Annotated in this window: 17 protein-coding genes and 1 other RNA gene; 6 read left to right on the top strand and 12 right to left on the bottom strand. The window is 64.4% G+C overall.

The window, feature by feature from the left end:
- Window positions 1–50: 50 nt before the first annotated feature.
- The 3 genes from VKR55_RS08790 to rsmH are packed head-to-tail and all read right to left on the bottom strand — an operon-like array spanning window position 51 to window position 3,180.
- On the bottom strand, window positions 51–1,799 hold the full coding sequence (locus tag VKR55_RS08790; RefSeq protein ID WP_324401886.1) for a peptidoglycan D,D-transpeptidase FtsI family protein: 1,749 nt from the start codon (window positions 1,797–1,799) through the stop codon (window positions 51–53).
- Window positions 1,796–2,188 (bottom strand): cell division protein FtsL, encoded by a 393-nt coding sequence (ftsL, locus tag VKR55_RS08785; protein ID WP_324401884.1) that lies wholly within the window; start codon window positions 2,186–2,188, stop codon window positions 1,796–1,798. Before ftsL ends, VKR55_RS08790 begins: the two co-directional genes overlap by 4 nt.
- Window positions 2,189–2,190: 2 nt before the next feature.
- On the bottom strand, window positions 2,191–3,180 hold the full coding sequence (rsmH, locus tag VKR55_RS08780; RefSeq protein WP_324401882.1) for a 16S rRNA (cytosine(1402)-N(4))-methyltransferase RsmH: 990 nt from the start codon (window positions 3,178–3,180) through the stop codon (window positions 2,191–2,193).
- 537 nt (window positions 3,181–3,717) lie between these two features.
- Between rsmH and VKR55_RS08775 the strand changes: the two genes are divergently transcribed.
- The gene (locus VKR55_RS08775) at window positions 3,718–4,515 is read left to right on the top strand and encodes an N-acetylmuramoyl-L-alanine amidase (protein ID WP_414642325.1); all 798 of its coding nucleotides are present in this window, start codon (window positions 3,718–3,720) and stop codon (window positions 4,513–4,515) included.
- Window positions 4,516–4,522: 7 nt separating this feature from the next.
- On the opposite strand, the gene VKR55_RS08770 is transcribed toward VKR55_RS08775, so the two are convergent.
- Together VKR55_RS08770 and VKR55_RS08765 are read right to left on the bottom strand one after the other, a co-directional pair.
- On the bottom strand, window positions 4,523–5,767 hold the full coding sequence (locus VKR55_RS08770) for an RNA polymerase sigma factor (RefSeq protein ID WP_324401913.1): 1,245 nt from the start codon (window positions 5,765–5,767) through the stop codon (window positions 4,523–4,525).
- Between the two features lie 107 nt (window positions 5,768–5,874).
- The gene (locus VKR55_RS08765) at window positions 5,875–6,231 is read right to left on the bottom strand and encodes a YciI family protein (RefSeq protein ID WP_324401878.1); all 357 of its coding nucleotides are present in this window, start codon (window positions 6,229–6,231) and stop codon (window positions 5,875–5,877) included.
- A gap of 151 nt (window positions 6,232–6,382) precedes the next feature.
- Here VKR55_RS08765 and rnpB point away from each other — a divergent pair.
- Window positions 6,383–6,815: RNase P RNA component class A (gene rnpB, locus VKR55_RS08760), an RNA gene on the top strand.
- A 49-nt stretch (window positions 6,816–6,864) separates the two neighbouring features.
- Here rnpB and VKR55_RS08755 read toward each other — a convergent pair.
- Both VKR55_RS08755 and VKR55_RS08750 read right to left on the bottom strand, forming a co-directional pair.
- Window positions 6,865–7,650, bottom strand: a complete 786-nt coding sequence (locus VKR55_RS08755; RefSeq protein WP_324401876.1) for a dienelactone hydrolase family protein — start codon at window positions 7,648–7,650, stop codon at window positions 6,865–6,867.
- 64 nt (window positions 7,651–7,714) lie between these two features.
- Window positions 7,715–8,431, bottom strand: coding sequence for an alpha/beta fold hydrolase (locus VKR55_RS08750; RefSeq protein WP_324401873.1), 717 nt, complete (start codon window positions 8,429–8,431; stop codon window positions 7,715–7,717).
- A 196-nt stretch (window positions 8,432–8,627) separates the two neighbouring features.
- Here VKR55_RS08750 and VKR55_RS08745 point away from each other — a divergent pair, with 196 nt between their 5' ends.
- Window positions 8,628–9,368, top strand: coding sequence for a sulfite exporter TauE/SafE family protein (locus tag VKR55_RS08745; protein ID WP_324401871.1), 741 nt, complete (start codon window positions 8,628–8,630; stop codon window positions 9,366–9,368).
- A gap of 16 nt (window positions 9,369–9,384) precedes the next feature.
- On the opposite strand, the gene pdxR is transcribed toward VKR55_RS08745, so the two are convergent.
- Entirely contained in the window at window positions 9,385–10,842 is a 1,458-nt protein-coding gene (pdxR, locus tag VKR55_RS08740) for a MocR-like pyridoxine biosynthesis transcription factor PdxR (protein ID WP_324401869.1), read from the bottom strand.
- A 91-nt stretch (window positions 10,843–10,933) separates the two neighbouring features.
- Here pdxR and VKR55_RS08735 point away from each other — a divergent pair, with 91 nt between their 5' ends.
- The gene (locus tag VKR55_RS08735; protein WP_324401867.1) at window positions 10,934–11,875 is read left to right on the top strand and encodes a DMT family transporter; all 942 of its coding nucleotides are present in this window, start codon (window positions 10,934–10,936) and stop codon (window positions 11,873–11,875) included.
- A gap of 81 nt (window positions 11,876–11,956) precedes the next feature.
- Window positions 11,957–12,883: a DMT family transporter gene (locus VKR55_RS08730; RefSeq protein ID WP_324401865.1), complete on the top strand. Its 927-nt coding sequence runs from the start codon at window positions 11,957–11,959 to the stop codon at window positions 12,881–12,883.
- Here VKR55_RS08730 and VKR55_RS08725 read toward each other — a convergent pair.
- The 4 genes from VKR55_RS08725 to VKR55_RS08710 form a co-directional block, all read right to left on the bottom strand.
- Window positions 12,840–14,159 carry an O-antigen ligase family protein gene (locus VKR55_RS08725; RefSeq protein ID WP_324401863.1) on the bottom strand — a complete coding sequence of 440 codons (1,320 nt, stop codon included), beginning with the start codon at window positions 14,157–14,159 and terminating at the stop codon, window positions 12,840–12,842. The two genes, VKR55_RS08730 and VKR55_RS08725, sit on opposite strands and share 44 nt — an antisense overlap.
- Before the next feature lie 66 nt (window positions 14,160–14,225).
- Window positions 14,226–16,025 (bottom strand): ABC transporter ATP-binding protein, encoded by a 1,800-nt coding sequence (locus tag VKR55_RS08720; RefSeq protein ID WP_324401861.1) that lies wholly within the window; start codon window positions 16,023–16,025, stop codon window positions 14,226–14,228.
- A gap of 330 nt (window positions 16,026–16,355) precedes the next feature.
- Window positions 16,356–17,939, bottom strand: a complete 1,584-nt coding sequence (locus VKR55_RS08715) for a DHA2 family efflux MFS transporter permease subunit (RefSeq protein ID WP_324401859.1) — start codon at window positions 17,937–17,939, stop codon at window positions 16,356–16,358.
- A gap of 214 nt (window positions 17,940–18,153) precedes the next feature.
- Window positions 18,154–19,449: an HlyD family secretion protein gene (locus VKR55_RS08710; protein ID WP_324401857.1), complete on the bottom strand. Its 1,296-nt coding sequence runs from the start codon at window positions 19,447–19,449 to the stop codon at window positions 18,154–18,156.
- 188 nt (window positions 19,450–19,637) lie between these two features.
- Here VKR55_RS08710 and VKR55_RS08705 point away from each other — a divergent pair, with 188 nt between their 5' ends.
- Window positions 19,638–20,279 carry a TetR/AcrR family transcriptional regulator gene (locus VKR55_RS08705; RefSeq protein WP_324401855.1) on the top strand — a complete coding sequence of 214 codons (642 nt, stop codon included), beginning with the start codon at window positions 19,638–19,640 and terminating at the stop codon, window positions 20,277–20,279.
- Window positions 20,280–20,809 lie beyond the last annotated feature (530 nt).

Raw genomic sequence — 20,809 nt, 5'->3', positions numbered from 1 at the left:
AACCGGCGCAACCGCTTGAACGGGACTCAGGAAGGTGCGGCTGATCTGGCTTACTGCGTTGGACTGGATGCCGCAAGAATAAGGCGCTCAGGCGGCGGCAAGTCGAAGCGCGGCTCGATGCCCAGAAGCGGCGCGATCCGGGTGATCACGCTGCCCGCGGTCGGCACGGCATTCCAGCCCGAGGTGATGAAACCATAGGTTTCCTTCGTTGGTTGCGGTTCGTCCAGCATGATGAGGACCTGGTATTGGGGATTGTCCGCAGGCAGAATGCCGGTGAAGGCGGTGAGCACACGTTTCTTGGCATAGCGGCCGTTGACGACTTTTTCAGCGGTACCGGTTTTGCCGCCAATATAGTAGCCCGGCACGTCGGCCTTTCGCGCGGTGCCGACCATGGCATTGAGCCGCATCAGGTAGCGCATCTTTTCGGATGTCTCTGGCTTGATCACGCGCTTGGCCAGCGCCATAGCCTGTTCCCGACTTCGTTTGAGGAAGGTCGGCGGAATCAGATAGCCGCCATTGACGACCGCGCTGACGCCCATCACCGCCTGCAGCGGTGCAACCGCAATGCCGTGCCCGAAGGCGATGGTGATGGTGTTCAGGTCGCCCCAGTGCTTCGGCACGATCGGCATCGCGCTCTCCGGCAACTCGGTGCGCAAGCGGTCGAGCTGCCCCATCTTGCGCAGGAACGCCTTGTGCGCCTCCACACCTTGCGCCAGAGCAATGCGCGCCGCACCGATGTTGGAGGAATAGGTGAAGACTTCCTTCATGCTGAGGAAGCGGCCCTTCGGCTCGTCGTCATGGATGGCAAACTTGCCGTAGTGCAGGGGTGCGCGGGCGTCCCACATCGAGTTGAGATCGTATTTGCCGCTGTCGAGCGCCATCGCAAGGGTGAAAGCCTTGAAGGTCGAGCCCATCTCGTAGACGCCTGTCGTGAGGCGGTTGATGCGATCGGGATCGTGCGCTTCCTTCGGATTGTTGGGATCGAAATCCGGCAGCGACACCATCGCGATGACCTCGCCGGTATTGACGTTGGTGACGAGGCCCGAGGCCGCCTTGGCGCGGAATTTCTCCTTCGCCTTTTCCAGCTCGTCCCGCAAGGCATGCTCGACGCGCAGGTCGACCGCCAGCTCCACCGGCCGCTGCAGCCGGTCGGTGGCAAAGCCCGCACGATGCAGGTCGGCGAGCCCGTTATTGTCGAGCCACTTCTCCATCCCGGCGATGCCCTGGTTGTCGATGTTGACGAGTCCGATCAGATGCGCGACCTCGTTGCCGTCCGGATAGACGCGCTTGTTCTCGCGCAGGAATCCGATGCCCGGAATGCCCTGGCGGTGGATGTCCAGCTGCTGCTGCGGCGTGATCTCGCGCTTCAGCCAGACGAAACCTTTCTTCGACGACAGCCGCTCGCGCACCTCGGCGACATCGAGATCGGGCAGCGTCGCGGTCAGGAGCTCGATCGCCTCGTCCTTGTCGATGATGCGGCGCGGCTCGGCGAACAGGCTCGGCGCCTTGACGTCGGTCGCCAGAATCTCGCCGTTGCGATCGATGATGTCGGGCCGGGCGGTCGCGATCGCATCCTGGGAGGCGCTATGGCGCGCGCCGTGGCCGTCGGCGCCGATCGCGTACATCACGAGCCGCCCGCCGATGACGGCGTAGATCGCGGCAAAGGCGAGGATGGCAAAGCCGACGCGGGCGCGCGCCTTCGCGGTGCGGTCGACATTGCGCCCGTAGAGCAGGCTGCGGATCAGGCGCTGCCGCCACGGCTCCGAGGGCCTCGCGTTTTCGGGAGCGCCTTCGGTCATGGCTTGGTCTCCGGCTGCGGCAGCGAACCGGTGACGGTCGGCGCATCCGCCTTGGCTTCGAGCGTTCCAATGACCGTGCCGATCGGGTCGGGATCACCCGGCGGCACCAGGCTCGGCGGACGCTCGGGCAGGTTCTTCAGGTCGTTATACTGGTTGGCGTTGAGCGGCTTCAGCGGCAGGTGGCGCTCGACCAGGCCCTGCAGCCGCCGCGGCGAATCGAGCTTGGCCCATTCGGCGCGCAGCACCGCGATCTTGTCGCGCTCCGCGCGGATTTCCGCATGCAGCTTCAGCACCCGCTCCGTGCGCACCGTCGAATCCATCTTGATGCGGTAGACATAGGCCGCCGCGAACACCAGCGCGCCGATCACGAGCAGATGCAGGAGGCGCATGGTCAGCCTCCCCTCATCACGTCGGACAGGCGCGGCCAGGACGGCAGGCGATCAGCCGCATGCGGAGCCGCTTCGGTGCGCTCGGCGCCGCGCAGCTTGGCTGAACGCGCGCGCGGATTGGCAGTGACTTCCTGTTCGCTCGCTGTCACGGGCCGCTTGGTCAACAGGCGAAAGCTCGGCGCCGTTTGCGTGAGCTCGGGCAGATGCCGCGAACCGCCGCCGCTCTTGGCTCGCGCGTTGAAAAAATCCTTGACGATGCGGTCTTCCAGCGAATGGAACGACACCACCGCGAGCCGCCCGCCGGGTTTGAGCACGCGCTCCGCGGCCGCCAGCGCGAGATGCAACTCATCGAGCTCTTCATTGACGAAGATGCGCAGGCCCTGGAACGTCCGCGTGGCGGGGTGGATGTCGCCGGGCTTCCCACGCACCACGCGCGCCACGAGATCGGCGAGCACACGCGTCGTGGTGATCGGCGCCTCTCTGCGCGCGGCCACGATGGCGCGGGCCACGGCTCGCGAATGGCGCTCTTCACCAAAGATATAGAAGATGTCGGCGAGCTCGGCTTCCGAGGCTTTGGCGATCACATCGGCCGCGGTCGGCCCCTCGCCGCTCATCCGCATGTCGAGCGGACCGTCGAGGCGAAAGGAGAAGCCGCGTGCCGCCTGGTCGAGCTGCATGGAGGAGACGCCGACGTCCATCACCACGCCGTCGACGGCGTCCACGCCTTCCACCGCGCAGACTTCGGCCAGACGGGAAAACCGGTCCTCGACCAGGGTCAGCCTGCCGGCCGACCGGTCGACCAGGTCGAACCCGCCGGCAATGGCGGTGCGGTCGCGGTCGATGCCGATGACCCGTGTCCCCGCAACGGCAAGGATCGCGCGGGTATAGCCGCCGGCCCCAAAGGTTGCGTCGACATAGATTCCGCCCTCGCAAGGGGCAAGTAGCGCGACCGCCTCACGGCCGAGCACGGGGATATGCCTGGTCTCGCTCATGTGCCGGCCCGGGATGGACGCAACGGCGGGAAACTGCAAGCGAACGGGCCCATTGCGTCTCGAATCCCGGCGTTTTTTGGCCCGTTTCGGCGCAAACGGCGCAAAACGGACGCAATCGCCGATCCCGCGCGCCCCCAGGGACAAACCCTGGTTTCCGCATGGAATGTGCTGGGCTGCCATCGGGGTTTCGAGCGTGAAAAAGGGGCGCCAAACCGGTTTTGGCGCTTCATCACTTAGTAACGACGCTCAGCGTTAAGAAACGGTTGATGGAATGGTTAACTTCCGCCCAAGGAAATCCCGGTTCCGGGGCGCAGCGGCGGGTGATGCAGCTTGCACACAGTCTTGCCAAAACTTGTCCCGGCCGCACAATCCCGGATTGCCTTAAGCCACGGCGCAAAGGAATAGTGACGACTCTAGTCGCAAGTCGTCGTTCTTGTGCCGGGTTTTAAGCGTTCCATGTCGTTCGGTTCCCATACTTCCGACACCCTTGATTCGCGGCGCTACCGTGCGCTGCCGACTCCCAAGGGCAGCTCGCACATGAAGACCTTCGTCCCGGATTCCTCGATCGCCTCCGACGTGATCCCGTCGCCGAATTACGGCGACCGCAACAGGGGCCGGCAGCCTGACATGATTGTGCTGCACTACACCGGCATGCCGGATGTCGAGGGCGCGATCGCCCAGCTTTGCACCGTGGGGACCGAGGTCTCGGCGCACTACATCGTGCTCGAGGACGGCCGCATCGTGCAATGCGTGCCGGAGGCGAAGCGCGCCTGGCACGCCGGCGTCGCATCCTGGGCGGGCGAAGAGGACATCAACTCCTGCTCGATCGGCGTCGAGATCATCAATCGCGGTCATGACTGGGGCTATCCGGATTTCCCGCTCCGCCAGATCGCGGCGGTGATTGCGCTGTGCCGCGGCATCATGCTTCGCCGCAAGGTGCCGGGCCATCGCGTGCTCGCGCATTCCGACGTGGCGCCGGCGCGCAAGAAGGACCCCGGCGAGAAGTTCCCGTGGCACTCGCTTGCCAATTCCGGCGTCGGCCACTGGGTGCAACCCTCGCCGATCACCCGCAGCGATACGCTGAAGCTCGGCATCATCAGCGAGGAAGTCCGCGATCTCCAATATGCGCTCGCCAAATACGGCTACGGCGTGCCGATCACCGGCAAATATGACGGGCCGACGATGGAAGTGGTCACCGCCTTCCAGCGTCACTTCCGCCCGGCCCGCATCGATGGCATCGCCGATCTCTCGACACTGACCACGCTGCACGCGCTGTTGTCGAGCCTGCCGCCGGATGCGGTGACGACACCGCATCCCACGGTCTCGGCTAGATAATCGCCGCTCAGCGGGCACTCATTTCCTTCATCCGTCGCGCGTAGAGCCGGCGCAGCGGCTCAAGCTTTGTGGCTGCCGTTGCCGCAAGATAGGCCTCGCGCGCCGCATCATGGCGGCCGAGCCGGCGAAGCAAGTCAGCGCGCACCGCGGGCAACAGCTCGTAGCCATCCAGGGTGCCGCGCGCCTGCAGCGCATCGATCAGGTCGAGCGCGCGCGCCGGTCCGTCCACCATCGATATCGCGGCGGCGTGATTGAGCTCGACCACCGGTGACGGCGAGATGCGCAGCAGCACCTCATAGAGTCCTGCAATCTGCGGCCAGTCTGTGTCCTTGTAGTTGGCGGCGCGCGCATGGAGTGCTGCGATCGCGGCCTGCACGGCATAGGATTGCGGCGGGCCCGGAAGACGCAACGCCCCCTCGACAAGCTGCAAGCCTTCGGCGATCTGCTGTCTATCCCACAGCGAGCGGTCCTGCTCCTCGAGCAGCACGATGTCGCCGGCCGCGGTCTCGCGCCCGGCGCGGCGCGCATCGTGCAGGAGCATGAGCGCGAGCAAGCCCTTGATCTCGCGCCGCGAAGGCATCAAGGCATCGAGCAAGCGCGCGAGCCGGATCGCTTCGCGCGCAAGATCAGGGCGCATCAGATCGTCGCCCGAGGTCGCCACATAACCCTCGGTGAAGACGAGATAGATCACCGCCAATACGCCGCGCAGCCGCGGCTCCAGCGCTTCGCGCTCGGGCACTTCATAGGCGATGCCGGCGAGCCGAATCTTCTGCTTGGCGCGCACCAGCCGCTGCCGCATCGCCTCCTCGCTCACGAGGAAGGCGCGCGCCACCTGTTCGGTCGAAAGTCCGCACACCGTGCGCAGGGTCAGCGCGACCTGCACCTCGGGCGCAAAGGACGGATGGCAGCAGGTGAAGATCAGCCGCAGCATGTCGTCGTCGAGAACGGCAGCGTCAACGATCTCTTCGCTCGCGGAGGCATTCTGCAAGATCTCGTGCGTCAGCTCGCCGAGCTTGCCGCGGAATGCGATCTGGCGGCGGATGCGGTCGATCGCCTTGTTGCGGCCGACATTGACGAGCCATGCGCGCGGGTTGGCGGGCTGCGCCTCCGCCGGCCAGCGCTCCAGCGCCACCGCGAATGCTTCCTGCAATACGTCCTCGGCGAGATCGAAATCGCCGACGAGACGGATCAAAGTCGCAAGCGCGCGGCCCTGTTCGTCGCGGAAGATTTTGTCGATCTCGCCGGGGGTCATGGGTTTCACCGTCTCATGTCGTCGTTCCGGGGCGTCCGAAGGACGAACCCGGAACCTCGAGATTCCGGGTTCGATGCTTTGCATCGCCCCGGAATGACAGTGCGCCGTCAATTATATACCCAGATCGGCCGCACCTCGATCGATCCGTAGCCGTGGCGTGCGCTGGGAATCCGCGCGGCAATGCCGAGTGCGGCGTCGAGGTCCTTGGCTTCGATCAGATAGTAGCCGCCGAGCTGCTCGCGCGTTTCCGCGAACGGCCCGTCCGTGGTGATGACCTTGCCGTCCTTGACGCGCACGGTGGTCGCGGTCGATGTCGGCCGCAAGCGGTCGCCGGCCTTGAAATTGCCGCTCTGGATGATGTCCTTGGTGAAGGCTTCAAATTCGGCCGAGACCTTCTGGCTCGTCGCAGGGTTCATCTTGGCGTACTCGGCCTCGTTCGAATAGATCATCAGCAGATACTGCATGGTGTTGCACTCCTCTTGTTCGGCTGGATCGCCGACACCCAGTCGAACGGCCCACGCGCGGAACGACATCTTCAGGATAAATTATTTTGGGCTTGTCTGGCGGCGTGTTCCCGGCTTGACGGATCGCGCGTAAGCCTCCATGGGATAGGGGTCAGTCGGCCGGACGGCCGCTCCGGCAAGGGCCGAAAGGCCGCGGGAGAGGAAAGTCCGGGCTCCATCGACATGCGGTGCCGGATAACATCCGGCGGGGGCAACCCCAGGGAAAGTGCCACAGAGAACGTACCGCTTCTCCGCCCGAAAGGGAGGGGACAGCAAGGGTGAAAAGGTGCGGTAAGAGCGCACCGCGTCTCCGGCAACGGCGACGGCATGGCAAACCCCACCGGGAGCAAGACCGAATAGGGACGGTGACGCGGGTCCTTCGCTATAAGCGATAACATCCGCGGGAGCGATGTCAGGCTCGCCGTTCGGGTAGGTTGCTCGAGGCAATGCGCAAGCATTGTCCCAGAGGAATGGCCGTCACGTATCGTCGCGCGTCAAAGCGCGGCGGTGCCCTACAGAACCCGGCTTACAGGCCGGCTGATGCTTCTGCCAATGAGGGGTTCGGCGCCACCACGCCGGACCCCTCGCCATTTTCTAATGGCTCTGCAGAAATTGTCGTACGATCTCTTTGGATTTGTCGGCCGCCGGCTTGCTGTACTCGATATGAAGTCCGCGGACATCGGACGGCTTTTGAAACGTCGGTATGTCGAAGCCTGAATAAGCGTCGGGCAGGACGACAAACTCAATCGAGGCACCTGCGCCCGGTTCACGCGAGATTCCCATGTCGTCCTCGCCCGCCGCCATCTTTCGGCAGGCGTCGCGCTCCTGCTCATCGCGTGCGCCAACCAACACCAGGGTGGGAACGGCCATCACGCCTTTGATGTCTTCGCATTGCGGATAAAATGCAATCGCAGCGCGGACCTTGTGCCGGGAGTGGCGGATGACGCCATCTCGGTCGGCGGCGGCAAGGACCAGCGAACCACCTCGTCCAAACCCGATGATGAAGACGCGCGCGGGATCGACGAGCTTGCGCGCGATCAACAGATTCACGCCGCGATAGATATCGTCCGCCAGTTCGGGCGAGGCCGGATAGATGCAGGTTTGTCGCCCCACGACGCCGTGGGCCGTGAAGATGTCCAGCGTCAGCGCGACATAGCCCCAGGACGACACGACCGCGCCCCAGTTGCGATCGTCAAAATTCACGAACCGATCGCACGGCGGAACGAGAACGACGCCGGGAAACGGACCCGCACCAGTCGGCCGCCTGAGATAGCCTTTCACATCGAATGGAAGCGGATCGAGCGGAATTTTCACTTGCTCCGCCGGCGCCGCAGATGGCTGCTCCGCACGAAGCGAGCCGAGGTCGGCGGTGACAAGCAAGATCGCAATCGACGTAAGAGCTGAAACCGCAAGGCTTGCTCTGCGCCGCGGTCCCATCGCAACGCTATTCCACGATCTTGCGCAGCACGCCCATCAGCGCGTCCGGCGCGGTGACGTGCGGCGAATGGCTGGCATCGATCTCGAAATGGCGCCAGCCGTCTTCACTTTGCGCGCGTTTGGAGAACTGGCCGAATGTGTCGGCGGGCGTGATGCGGGTCGCGTAGATATAGCTGCGCGGCAGGGCTGTCTCGCCGTTGGTCAGCTTCAGCTTCATCTGAAAACATTTGAGCGGCATCGGCACGCGGCGCCTGATGAGCCAGTCGAGATCCGCGGCCGGTGTGTCCGGCGGGGTCGGATTGGGCGGCACGCGCCAGCCGTCGCCGGATTTCGTCAACGCTTCCATGCCCGCACGCGCGGGCTCATTGAGATCGAGCAGCGACTGTCCGTCGCGCGGCACAAAGGCATCGAGATAGACGAGCTGACTGATGCGGTCGCGGCAGCGATCGGCGACGCCGGTTGCGACCATGCCGCCATAGGAATGTCCGAGCAGGATGAAATCGCTCAGGTTCTCGAACTTGATGACGCTGAGGATATCCTGGATATGGGTTTCCAGATCGATCGCGGGATGAGCAAGATGCTCGCGCTCGCCGAGACCCGTGTAGGTCGGAACCACCAGCCGGTAGCCGGCCGCCTGCATCAGGGGAAACATCTTCTTCCACGACCATCCGCCCGACCACGCGCCATGGCACACGAGAATGGTCTTGTCCGACGATGCGCTCATGACTGCATCCATGAATTTGTCATTGCCCGGCATTGGCGATAGTACCTGCCCGTCGTCCGGTGTAAATGACGCCGGCTTGACGTCGTCATTCCGGGATGGTCCGAAGGACCAGACCCGGAATCTCGAGATTCTCAGGTGCGCAATTGCGCACCATAGTTCGCGCTGATGCGCGCCCCGGAATGACAGAGGAAAGAGAATGCACGCGGCCGCCTATGCGCTGCTGTTTGTCGGCGCACTGGCCGGCGGTTTTGTTTCGGGGCTTGCCGGCTTCGGGACCGCATTGATGGCGCTCGGCATCTGGCTCCATGTGATGCCGCCCTCGACCGCCGTGGCGCTGGTGCTGATCTGCTCGGTCATTGCCCAGATTTCGACACTGCCCTCGATGTGGCGCAGCTTTGATCTTTCGCTGGTGTGGCCGTTCGTGATCGGCGGCCTCCTGGGCGTGCCGATCGGCACGACGCTGGTTGCGCAGGCCGACCCCGGGGTCTTCAAACTCACGGTCGGCATCTTCCTGCTGGTGTTTCCCCTCGCGCTCTACGTCAGCAAGCCGATGGCAATCGCCTTTGGCGGCAGATTCGCGGACGCGGCGATCGGCGTTGCCGGCGGCATTCTCGGTGGGCTGGCGGGCCTGTCCGGTCCGCTGCCGATCCTGTGGGCCAGCGTCAGGGGCTGGGGCAAGGACGAACGACGCGGTATCTTCCAGACCTTCAATATTACAGTGCTGTTTGTCGCGCTCTGCCTGCAGACGGCAGGCGGCATGATCGGACGCGAGGCGCTCTGGCTCGCCATGCTTGCGTTTCCCGGAACGCTGCTTGGAAGCTGGCTTGGCGCGAGGCTCTACCATGTGCTGAGCGACCGCAACTTCCGCGACGTCGTGCTGGGATTGCTGCTGCTATCCGGCGCTGCGCTCATCTGGAGCAGCATTGGCCACGGCTAGCCCGCCTCGCCGTTGCTCACCGCGCAAACCGCTTGCGCAAGACATCACCGATCACCGCTGCACCCGCGTCGATCTCGCCTGCATTCCACGCCGCAAAGCCCAGGAACAGGCCGTGCTCGACAACCTTTCCGACGAACTGCCGCGACAGCGGGCGCACCGTCACGCCCGCCGCGTTCAGGCGCACGGTGACGTCGCAGTCGTCGATGCCGGACCCGAGATAGGCAAGGAGCTGCATGCCGCCGCTCGGCGGGGTGACCGAGAGTCGATCTCCAGCCGCTGCAGTTAGCGCCCGCACCAGGTAATCGCGTCGTCCGCCGTAGAGACGCGTCACTTTACGAATATGCGCGGCGAAATGCCCGTCCTCGATGAACTCGGCCAGCGCTTCCTGCAGCGGCGCTGCCGCGATATGGCCGCTGTGCCGCTGCGCGCGCTCGAAGATGCCGACATGGCTTTCGGGCACCACCACATAGCCGAGACGGATATCGGCGAATGTCGATTTCGCGAAAGTGCCGACATAGAAGACGCTGCCTGTCTCGTCCAGGCCCTGCAGCGCGGCGACGGGCCGCCCGTCATAGTGAAACTCGCTGTCGTAATCGTCCTCGATGATGGCCGCGCCGACAGATGCGGCGAAGGCCAAGAGCTCCTGACGCCGGCTGACCGGCATCAGCCGTCCGGTCGGATATTGGTGGGACGGCGTGACAAAGATCAGACGCGGCCGATCGTTGCGATGGCCGATCGAAAGGCCGCTTTGGTCCAGCGCTACGCCACTGACGCGCGCGTCGGCGGCTTCGAAGGCGGCGCGCGCACCGCCGTAGCCCGGGCTCTCCAGCCAGACCAGATCGCCGGCATCGAGCACGACGCGCGCAACGAGCGCGATCGCCGCCTGCGCGGAGGGCATGACGATCACCTGACGCGGCTCTGCCCTCACGCCCCGATGCTCCACCAGATATTTGAGCAGCGCCGCCTGCAGCGACGGACGGTTCAGCGTCTGCGCGCCGCGCGACGGCGCAATCCGGGCGGCGCGCCGCAAGCAGCGCGCCCACAGCTCGTGCGGAAATTCGCGCGCGTCCGCAAGGCCCGGCTGAAACGGCCGCGGCAACCCTTCATCGATCGCGGGCCAATGCGCCTTCTCGAGGCCTTTCGCCCAACGCGATATCGGGACTTTCCGCCTCGCACCTGACGAGGCCGGCCCGCCTCCAAGCAGCGCCGGCTTTGCCGCGGCCACGATCGGGCGCCGGCCTTGCGCGACGTCGAGATAACCCTCCATCGCCAGTTGATCGATCACGCCCGACACCGTGTTGCGCGAGACCTTCAGTTGACATGCGAGATTCCGACTCGACGGCAGGCGGCGGCCCGGCTTGAGCGCGCCGTCCAGGATCGCCTTGCGCAATTCGTCGTAGAGCTGCCGCGTCAGCGTCGCCTCGCCGCGCTGGCGCAACTCGATATCGATCAGGCCGGACAGCACCTGGCGCATTCAACTGGCCTCATCAGTTTGATAGAAATGGACCTTTTCTATAGGCCAGTTAAATCTATGCTTGTCCAGCCCGACAACAAGAACAATACCGATGGACCATCCCCTCTCCCGTCGCGCCGCGCTACTCCTGTTTGCTGCCGTCGTCCTGTCCTGGGGCCTGAACTGGGCCATCACCAAGATCATCGTCCACAGTGTGTTTCCACTCTGGGCCACTGCGATCCGCTCGGCGATCGGCACCGTCGTCCTCCTCATTCCGCTGCTCATTCGCGGCGATTTCATCATACCGCGGCGCGGCGATCTGCCTGTCATCTGCACGATCGCGTTGCTTCACATGGTCGCCTTTTCGGCGCTGGTGGCATTCGGCTTGCGCCTCGTGCCCGTCGGCCGATCGATCGTGCTCGGCTACACGACGCCGCTCTGGGTCGTGCCCGGCGCCTGGCTGTTCCTGCGCGAGCCGATGACGCGATGGCGGCTCGCCGGCGTCGGCCTTGGCATGGCCGGGCTGATCGTCCTGCTCAATCCGCTGGCGATCGACTGGAGCGACCGGAATGCGCTGACCGGCAGCGGGTTGATCCTGCTCGCGGCACTGTGCTGGGCGGCGAACATCCTCTACGTCCGCGCTCACAAATGGGTGTCGACGCCGTTCCAGCTTTCGTTCTGGCAGACGCTGCTTGCAACCATCGTTCTGTTAGCACTGGCGCTGATCGTGGACGGCAGACCGCAGATCGAATGGACGCCGCAGCTTTCGGCCTGCTTCCTCTACAGCGGCATTTTCGGCATCGCGCTCGCCTACTGGGCGATGGCCATGGTCAACCGCAGCCTGCCGGCCACCACAACCTCGCTCGGCATCCTGGCAACGCCCGTGGTCGGCGTCATCAGCTCCGCGGTGGCGCTGGGTGAAACAATCGAACCTTCGCTAATCACTGCTATGGTGATGATCCTTTCCGGCATCGCGCTCGGGACGATTGCGCCTACCAAGGCTGCGGAGAGTGAACTGCAGCAGACGCCCGCGACCATCGGCGCGCGGCCATGAGCGCAAGGGGGCGCATGGCCTTCATGCGAAGCGTGGCGCGCGCTGTACGCGCACGGGCAAAATAGATAGTTCTCTCGCGCCATGTCCTCCCCTGCCCTTCTGGAAGAATCCCGGTCGTCCCTGTCGCGTGAACGCCTTGGCCTGTTGCTGGGCTTCATCGGCATGGTGATTTTCGGCGGCACGCTGCCTGCCACGCGCATCGCGGTGACGGCGATCGATCCGCTGGCCGTAACCGCGCTGCGCACGGGAATCGCCGGCGTCTGCTCGCTCGCACTTCTGATCGTGCTGCGCCGAAAATTTCCGCCGCGGCACTTATGGTTTCAGCTCGCGGTCGCCTCTCTCTGCGTCGTCATCCTGTTTCCGTTCCTGATGGCGCTCGCGGTCAAGACGATCGATGCCTCGCATGGCGGCGTTGTGTTGGGCGCGCTGCCGATCGCGACCGCCTTTGTCGCCGTGCTGGTCACCCACGAACGGCCGAAGCCGCTGTTCTGGATCGCTTCGCTTGCAGGCGCCGTGCTCGTCGTCGCCTTCGCGCTGCGCCAGGGCGGCGGCTCGCTGACGTCAGGCGATCTGCTCCTGTTCGGCGCGGTTGCGGCTTCCGCGGTCGGCTATACTTTTTCAGGAAGGCTCACCGGCGGCATACCCGGATGGGAGGTCATCAGCTGGGCGCTGGTGATCGCGCTGCCGGTCTCACTGCCGGCGGCCGTGATCAGCCTGCCTGCCGACCCCGGCCACATCGCGCTGAAACCATGGCTCGCGCTGCTCTATGCCGCGCTGTTCCCGCAATGGATCGGCTTCTTCGCCTGGAATGCCGGCCTTGCCATGGGCGGCATCGCGCGGGTCTCGCAGCTGCAATTGCTGCAGCCCTTCGTCACTTTCGCGTTCGCGGCGATCTTCATCGGCGAGCCGATCACGCCGCAGATCGTGCTGTTCGCTGCCGCCGTCGTGCTGACGGTCGCCATCTCTACGCGGACGCGGAGCCGGATGCTTGCCGCGCCGGAGGGCTGACGCGCCGCGCCAGCGTCATGCCGCCGGCGATGCCGACACCCAGCACATAGATCCAACCCTCGTTGAAATCGAACAGGTGCGAATTGAGCACCGAGGTCAGCATGTTCTGGATCACCACCAGCAGGCCGATCCAGCTCACGAGCCCCTCGCGGCGGAACAGCAGAAGGTGGGCGATCCACAGCGCATAGAGCAGGATCACGCCGACCGTGCCCCACTGCACCGCGACGTTGAGCGTCTGGTTATGCGGATTGCTGACGACCATGGCCTCGGCCCCGATCTGCCCGGCCGCGGCCTTCTCGAACAGGCCGCGCGTTGATCCCGTGCCGTGGCCGATGACCGGAGCATCGGCGAAGAACTTGAGCGACTTGCCCCAATAAATCAGCCGCGAGCCCATGCCGCTCTCGTTGTTCTGGACCATGGTCTCGCGATAGTCGATGAAGAATTTTCCGACCGTGGTGCGCAGATGCGGCGAACCATACCACGCGCCGGTCGCAAGCAGCACCATGCCGCAAAGGGCTGCGACCGCAACGCGCCAGCGCAGATGCAACAGCAGGAAGATGACGAGCATGATCGGCATCGTCACCAGCGCCGTTCTCGAGGTCACCACGAAGATCATGTTGGCGACCAGCGCGAGCGCTGCGGCTGCGAGCAACAGCGCCTTTCCATTGCGTCCGTCCCGCAGCGCGGTCACGACCGGATAGGCCAACGCCGCCGCGCACAGCGAAAACTCCTGGCCCTGGTCGATGTAGTTCTTGACGAAGATACCGCTGGTCGGAAGGTAGGGCCCGCGCGAGAAGTAGAGTTTTGCCGAAAGATTTGGCTCCAGCGCAACGACGCAGGACACCAGCGCCAGCAACAGGCAGGAAATCAGAAACGCGATGAACACGTTCAAGCCCCGCGTCGACCGCTCGAAGTGATAGACCAGGAGCGGCAGCACCAGGAATTTGCTGACCTGGCCCAACTGATGCGTCTGGTCGTGCCACGGCGCGTCCGACCATAGCGTTCCCAGCAGGACCAGCGCGAACAACGCGATGGGCAGCGCGCTGACCGGCCGCCTGAACGATTGGAGCAGCGCGCGCGGCTCGACGGTCGGCGCAAACGCGATCAGCCAAAGGACCACCGCAATGCCGACGCCGGTCGTCGTCCACGGCAACAGCACTGCGATGAGGCCCGCGAGCCAGTCGGCGCGGCGTATTTGCGCGGCCGGATCGTTTAAGGCCGACCAGACGACCGAAAGCCGCGAGGGAGCGGCATCTGTTCTCACGGCTTCGGTCATTCGGTTCCCACATTTTCGTCACGGCGGTGCGAGCGAACCTAGCCCATCCCGCCGCGACGCAACAGCTTATTCCGCCGCTGTGATCGCAGCGAACTCCGTCACCTGCCGCTCGAACAGCGAGCGGTAGATGCCGTCCCGCCGCGCAGTCAACGCAGCGTGGCTGCCCTGCTCGACGATCTCGCCGCGATCGAACACCAGGATCCGGTCGAGGCTGCGCACCGTCGACAGCCGGTGCGCGATCACGATCGAGGTGCGACCCTTCATCAACCGTTCCATTGCCTCCTGGATCAGCGCCTCCGATTCCGAATCAAGGCTTGAGGTCGCCTCGTCCAGGATCAGGATCGGCGCGTCCGCCAGGAACGCGCGCGCCAGCGCCACGCGCTGCCGCTCGCCACCCGACAGTTTCACGCCGCGCTCGCCGACCAGCGTGCCATAGCCTTTCGGCAGGCGCAGGATGAAGTCATGCGCATTGGCAAGCCGCGCCGCCTGCTCGATCGCCGCCAGGCTCGCGCCGGGCCGGCCGTAGGCGATGTTCTCCGCCAGCGAGCGATGGAACAGGACGGGATCCTGCTGCACGATCGCGATCTGGCTGCGCAGCGATTGCTGCGTCGCCTTGGCGATATCCTGACCGTCGATCAGGATGCGGCCACCGGACACATCGTAGAGCCGCTGCACCAGCTTGACGAAGGTTGTCTTGCCCGAGCCGGAGCGGCCGACCAGGCCGATGCGTTCGCCGGCGCGGATGTCGACCGACAATCCGTCGTAGAGCGGCGCGCGATGGCCGCCGTACAGGAACGTCACGTCGTCGAACACGATACGTCCGCCCTGGATGTCGATCGGCTCGGCATCCGGCGCATCGGCAATCCCGATCGGCTGGCCGTGGATTTCGACCAGTTCCTCCATGTCGTTCACCGAGCGCTGCAGGTTGTTGATATGCATCCCGACATCGCGCAGGTAAGCGTGGATGATGTAGTAGCTCGTCAGCACATAGGTGACGTCGCCGGGCGAAGCCTTGCCCGCGATCCACAACAGCACCGATCCGCCGATGACGGAGCCGCGCAGGCCGAGCAGCACCGAGAGCTGCAACGCGTTGGCGGCGGTGTAACGCAGCCAGGAGCGCCGCACTCTTGTCCGCCAGCCGCCGACCACCCGCAAGAGCCTGGCCTCCTCGCGCGTCTCCGCGCCAAAGGACTTCACCACGGCGTTGCAGGTCAACGCGTCGGCAAGCGTGCCGCCGACCCGGGTGTCCCAGGCGTTGGAAGCTCTCGCGGCAGGGGCGATGTAAAGCGTCGAGAGCGCCACCGTCATCGAAACATAGATCAGCGCTCCCGCAGCGATCACAAGGCCGAGCGAGGTCCAGTGCAGTCCAAGCAGCACCATCGAGCCGAACAACACCATCAGTGACGGCAACAATGCCAGCAGGATCGTGTCGTTGTAGAGATCGAGCGCCCACATGCCGCGGGTGATCTTGCGCACCGTCGATCCGGCAAAGGAGTTGGCGTGCCAGTCAGTCGAGAAGCGCTGCACCCGCACGAACGCATCCTGCGCCACGTCGGACATGATCCGAAGCGTGAACGGCACGATCGCCTGCAAGCCGATCATGCGCAGCACGATCGAGGTCAGGCCCAGCGCCACGATCGCACCAAAGGCCACCAGCGCCGCACGGCGCGCGGACGCGTTGTCGGCGCCAAGGGTCAGCGCATCGACCAGATGGCCGGAGTAGATCGGCATGAACAGGTCGGCGACGGTGGCACCCAGGAGGCCGGCGGCAACGGTTGCCGAGAGCCACGGCTGCTTCAGCCAGTGGCGCGTCACGAACGGGATCACCACGCGTATCGCCGCGGGCTTGTTGGGTCGAGCGGTCATGGCGTCATCCGGCTCGCGCTCGCGCGCGGCGGCCGGCTCCATTTTCTGGACGCGCGACGGCAGTAGAGCCGAACGCAAGCGTCGATGAATATCAGTGACTTACCGGGAGTTTTGGAGACCGGGGCGCTTGACCCGATCGTGGCTCGCGAAGGTGGCCGTCAAAGGCCGGATACAACGTCCATCATGACAAACGGACGCGGACGAGTGATCTGCGAAAATGCGATCATCATGCAAATCCTCCTCCGGTTCGAGCAACGAGGCACGCTTTATAAATGCATCGGCGCTGATTTGCAAGCTCGCGCGCAACGAACGAGCGCGTGAGATCATGCGCTAATGCGCGTCGCCGCCTGCGCCCATCGATGCTGGCTTGTTCACAAACATGACGAGGACGCTCAGGCCAACATAGAACACGGTCAGCATGAGGAAGGTATCGGCATAGCTCATCACGGCGGCCTGGCGATGCACGATCTGCGACAATTGCTTCATCGCCATCATCGCCGCGTCACCCATGCCCTGGGCGCGCTGGGTCAGCGTATTGAGCAGATCGACGGCCGCGGCGTTGCCCCAGGTGACGCTGTCATGCAGGCGGGAGATATGCAGATCGGTGCGATCGTTCAGCGCCTGGTTGATGATGGCAAGTCCGACCGCGCCGCCGAGATTGCGCATCAGGTTGAACAGGCCCGAGGCATTCTTCACCCGGTCCGGCGGCAGGGTGCCGAGCGCGATGTTGTTGGTCGGCACCATCGCGCACATCATGCCGATGCCGCGCAGGATCTGCGGCAGCAGCAATTCGTAGAAATCATAGTCGCGCGTCATGTACGTCATCTGCCAGGAGCCGAGCGCGAAGGTGACGAGGCCGAAGGCGATGATGTAGCGCAGGTCGACCTTGAGCATCAGGCGGCCGACGATCGGCGCCATCAGGAACATGGTCAGGCCCGAGACGAACATGGTCTCGCCGATCATCAGCGCGCTGTAGCCGCGGATTTCGGCGAGATAGCGCGGATAGATGTAGGTCAGGCCGTAGAGACCGATGCCGATACAGAACTGCAGGATGCAGCCGACCGCGAAATTGCGGTCGGTGAAAGCGCGCAGATCGACGATCGGCACTCGCGCGGTCAAGACGCGCCAGAAGAAGGCGATCGCCGAGACGAAGCTGATGCCGGCGCAGATCGCAACCGAGGTGTCCTGCAGCCATTCATATTGCGGGCCTTCCTCCAGCACATATTCGAGCCCGCCAAGGAAGCCCGCCATGAAGAAGAGGCCCCACCAGTCGAAATGACTGAGCAGCGGAAAGTTCGGCTGGTCGAAATCGATCAGCGCGAGCACGCCTGCCGTGATGATGATGCCGGGAATGACGTTGATGAAGAACAGCCAGTGCCAGCTCATCACGTCGGTGATGTAGCCGCCGACCGTGGGGCCGACGGTCGGCGCAAGCGTCGCGACGAGGCCGATGATGGGGGCGACGATGTGGAATTTCGAACGCGGAAAGATGGTATAGGCGGACGCAAACACCGTCGGGATCATGCCGGCGCCGAGAAATCCCTGGATCGCGCGCCAGAAGATCATCTCCTGGCTGGAGGAGGCGAAGCCGCAGAGCAGGCTCGAGAAGGTGAAGCCGGCCGCCGAGATCGCAAACAACAGCCGCGTGCCGAGCGCGCGCGACAGGAAGCCGGACAGGGGAATCGCGATCACTTCCGCGATCAGATAGGACGTCTGCACCCACGACACTTCGGTCGAGCTTGCCGATAGTCCGGCCTGGATTTCGGACAGCGAAGCCGACACGATCTGGATGTCCAGGATCGACATGAACATCCCGAACACCATGATGACGAACGCGACTACCCGCTTCGGCTCGATCCGCTCGGAGACAACGGGTACTTCGATCGCGGAATTGGCTGTGGTGGCGTTGGCCATGGTTCTGCTCAACGTATTTTCCGGTGGGCGCCGGGCGTTACACCTCTCCCGAAGGGAGAGGTCGGATCGCATCGCAAGATGCGATCCGGGTGAGGGGTTACGGTCCCTCGACATAGCCGCGCCCCCTCACCCGGATTGCTTCGCAATCCGACCTCTCCCCGTCGGGGAGAGGTGAAGATGACTCGCGGCTGCGGCTTCACTTCCAGTCTCAGTGCTACTGCGGATGGATCATCATCGGCGAATCGAGGTCGGCATTGCTGTCGGCATCGTCGGCGCCCCTGGTGGTGTCGACGGTGGCGTGGACCGACATGCCTGCGCGCAGCAGGCCTTCCCGTGCGACGTCGCCCGGCACACGGATGCGCACTGCCAACCGCTGCACGATCTTGGTGAAGTTGCCGGTGGCGTTGTCCGGCGGCAGCAGCGTGAACACCGAGCCCGCCGCGGGCGAGATGCTGTCGACGACGCCGGTAAACTTGCGGAAGCCGTAAGCGTCGACCTTGATCGTCACCGGCTGGCCGGGACGAATGCGCTGAAGCTGCGTCTCCTTGTAGTTGGCGTCGATGAAGACCTCATCGAGGGGCACCACATTGCCGAGCCGCTGGCCGACCGCGACGAAGTCGCCCACATTGACGAGGCGGTTACTGAAGGTGCCGTCCACCGGCGCGCGCACATAGGTGAAATCGAGATCGCGCTTGGCTTTGGCAAGCTGCGTCTTCAATTCCGCAAGCTGCGCCTGCGCTTCAGCCTGCTGCGCCTTGGTAACCTCGACATTGTCGCGCGCGGCGTCATAGGCGGCCTGCGCGGCCTTGACGCCGGCGATGCCTTGGTCCCGCGCGGCTTCGGACTGCTCGAAGGTCGCGTGCGAGGCAAAGCCCTTGCTGGTCAGCGACTGCTGACGGTCGTAATCGAGGTCGGCGCGCTTCATGCCCGCTTCGGCGGAGGCGAGATTGGCTTCCGCCTGCTCGACCGCGCTCACCTGCGCGGCGACCTGCCGGCCGATCCGGGCGATGGTCGCCTGCTGCGTGCCGATCCGGGTAGCCGCGGCATCGACCGCGATCTTGTAGTCGCCGTCGTCGATCCGGAAGATCACGTCGCCCTTGCGCACCAGCGCGTTGTCGCCAGGCAGGGTCGCCACGATGTGACCGGACACGCGCGCGCCCAGCACGGTGTCGTTGGCGCGGACATAGGCGTCGTCGGTCGAGACATAGAAGCGGCCAACCAATGCGTAGTAAGTTGCGTAGGACGCGGCCGCGAGCGCCAGCAGCGCCAGAAAGCCGATCAGGACAAACTTGCGCCTGGGAGATTTCGGCGCGGGCGCGTCGGTCACGGCGGGTGCCGCCGGCGTCTCGGCCGGAGGCGAAGCAGGCACCTCCGCCGGACGGCGCTTGGTCTCTTCCGCCACATGGGTGCGAAGCTGTTCGCCGAGACCGCTTGCCGCGTCTGGCGCCGGCTGCGCGGCTTCGTCGTCGGCGCGAAGCACGCGTGCGGCTTGGTCTCTCGTCGCGGCCATCGAGGCCTCCTGCTCACAAAAGGAAGCGATGCGCCCGAGCCCAAATCCGGCCCTTACCGCATCGCACATCGCCAAATTACCATTGACCGAACGGTTCGGTCAATATACATATTCGCGAGCGGCAAATTAGGCCCTCGACGCTTTGAAAGCGTTTCTCCAGCTCGGATCTTTCGCGAGAAGCTAAACCGATGGTTGCAACCGATCATCATGCCCTCCAAATCGTCGGTGACGAGGAGAGCTCGAAGCGCCGCCAGATCCTGGACGGAGCCCGTAAGGTCTTCATGGATTTGGGTTTTGACGGCGCCAGCATGGGCGAGATCGCCCGCGCCGCCGGAGTCTCCAAAGGGACACTCTACGTTTACTTTGCCGACAAGAACCGCCTGTTCGAGGCGATCGTCGAAGAAGAAAAGCTCGAACAGGGCAAGACCGCCTTCAATTTCGACCCCGGCCGCGACGTAGACACCACCCTCCCCGAGTTCGGCCGGGCCTATATCGGCCTGTTGTGCCGGCCCGGCGGGGGATCCGCGATCCGTACCGTGATGGCGATCGCCGAACGGATGCCGGAGGTTGGCAGCCGGTTCTACACCCAGGTGATCGCCGCCACGGTCGACCGCTTCGCAGCCTATCTCGAGGCGCGCGCGAAGCTCGGCGAGCTCGCGATCGACAACTATCAACTCGCCGCCTGGCAATTCATGCAGATGTGCCAGGCGACGCTGTTCCAGGCGTTCATCTTCCAGGCCAAGCCCGCCCCGTCGCCCGAGCAGATCGCTCGCGTCGTCGACAGCGCGACGCGCGTGTTCTTCGCGGCGTACCGGGCGAAGGCGGAGTGACCGCACGAGCATGCGATCTGTAGGGTGGGCAAAGCGAAGCGTGCCCACCATTCATTCTCCGAACGATCCCCCAATATCTTTCAAATCTCCGCCCCAATGCCGCTCAAGCAAACCTCGCTCGATTGTTTCAAACGGACGGCGTTCTTGGACAGACCGGTAGACCTTTCGCAGGCGATCGATTTGTTCGACCAGCAGGCCGCTTGAACGATCCGCGAGAGTCACTGTGAAAAAAGAATCTACCTCCCTGCACATTCGCTCGGCGGCAGCTCGGCACGATCCTTCCTCTTAACATGGTGGGCACGCTTCGCTTTGCCCACCCTACAATCAAACAGCCAAAACTCCGCATTCCCGCGGCGGAAATTCGTCCGGGTGATGCCATCACAGGTCGCCCTCGGAAGATGGAGGGCGCAGGGAATGCCGGGTGCAGGCCGCACCCGTGAGCCTTGCGTGCAAAGAAAGAGTGCACTTACGCACGCAAGCAACAACAGGGCAGCCGGAACAACCGGCATTCCCTGCGCGATGGTTTACGG

This window comes from Bradyrhizobium sp., assembly GCF_035309285.1.
Taxonomy (GTDB): domain Bacteria; phylum Pseudomonadota; class Alphaproteobacteria; order Rhizobiales; family Xanthobacteraceae; genus Bradyrhizobium.
The sequence above is the reverse complement of the archived record's forward strand: the minus strand, read 5'-3'. Positions and strand labels throughout refer to the sequence as shown.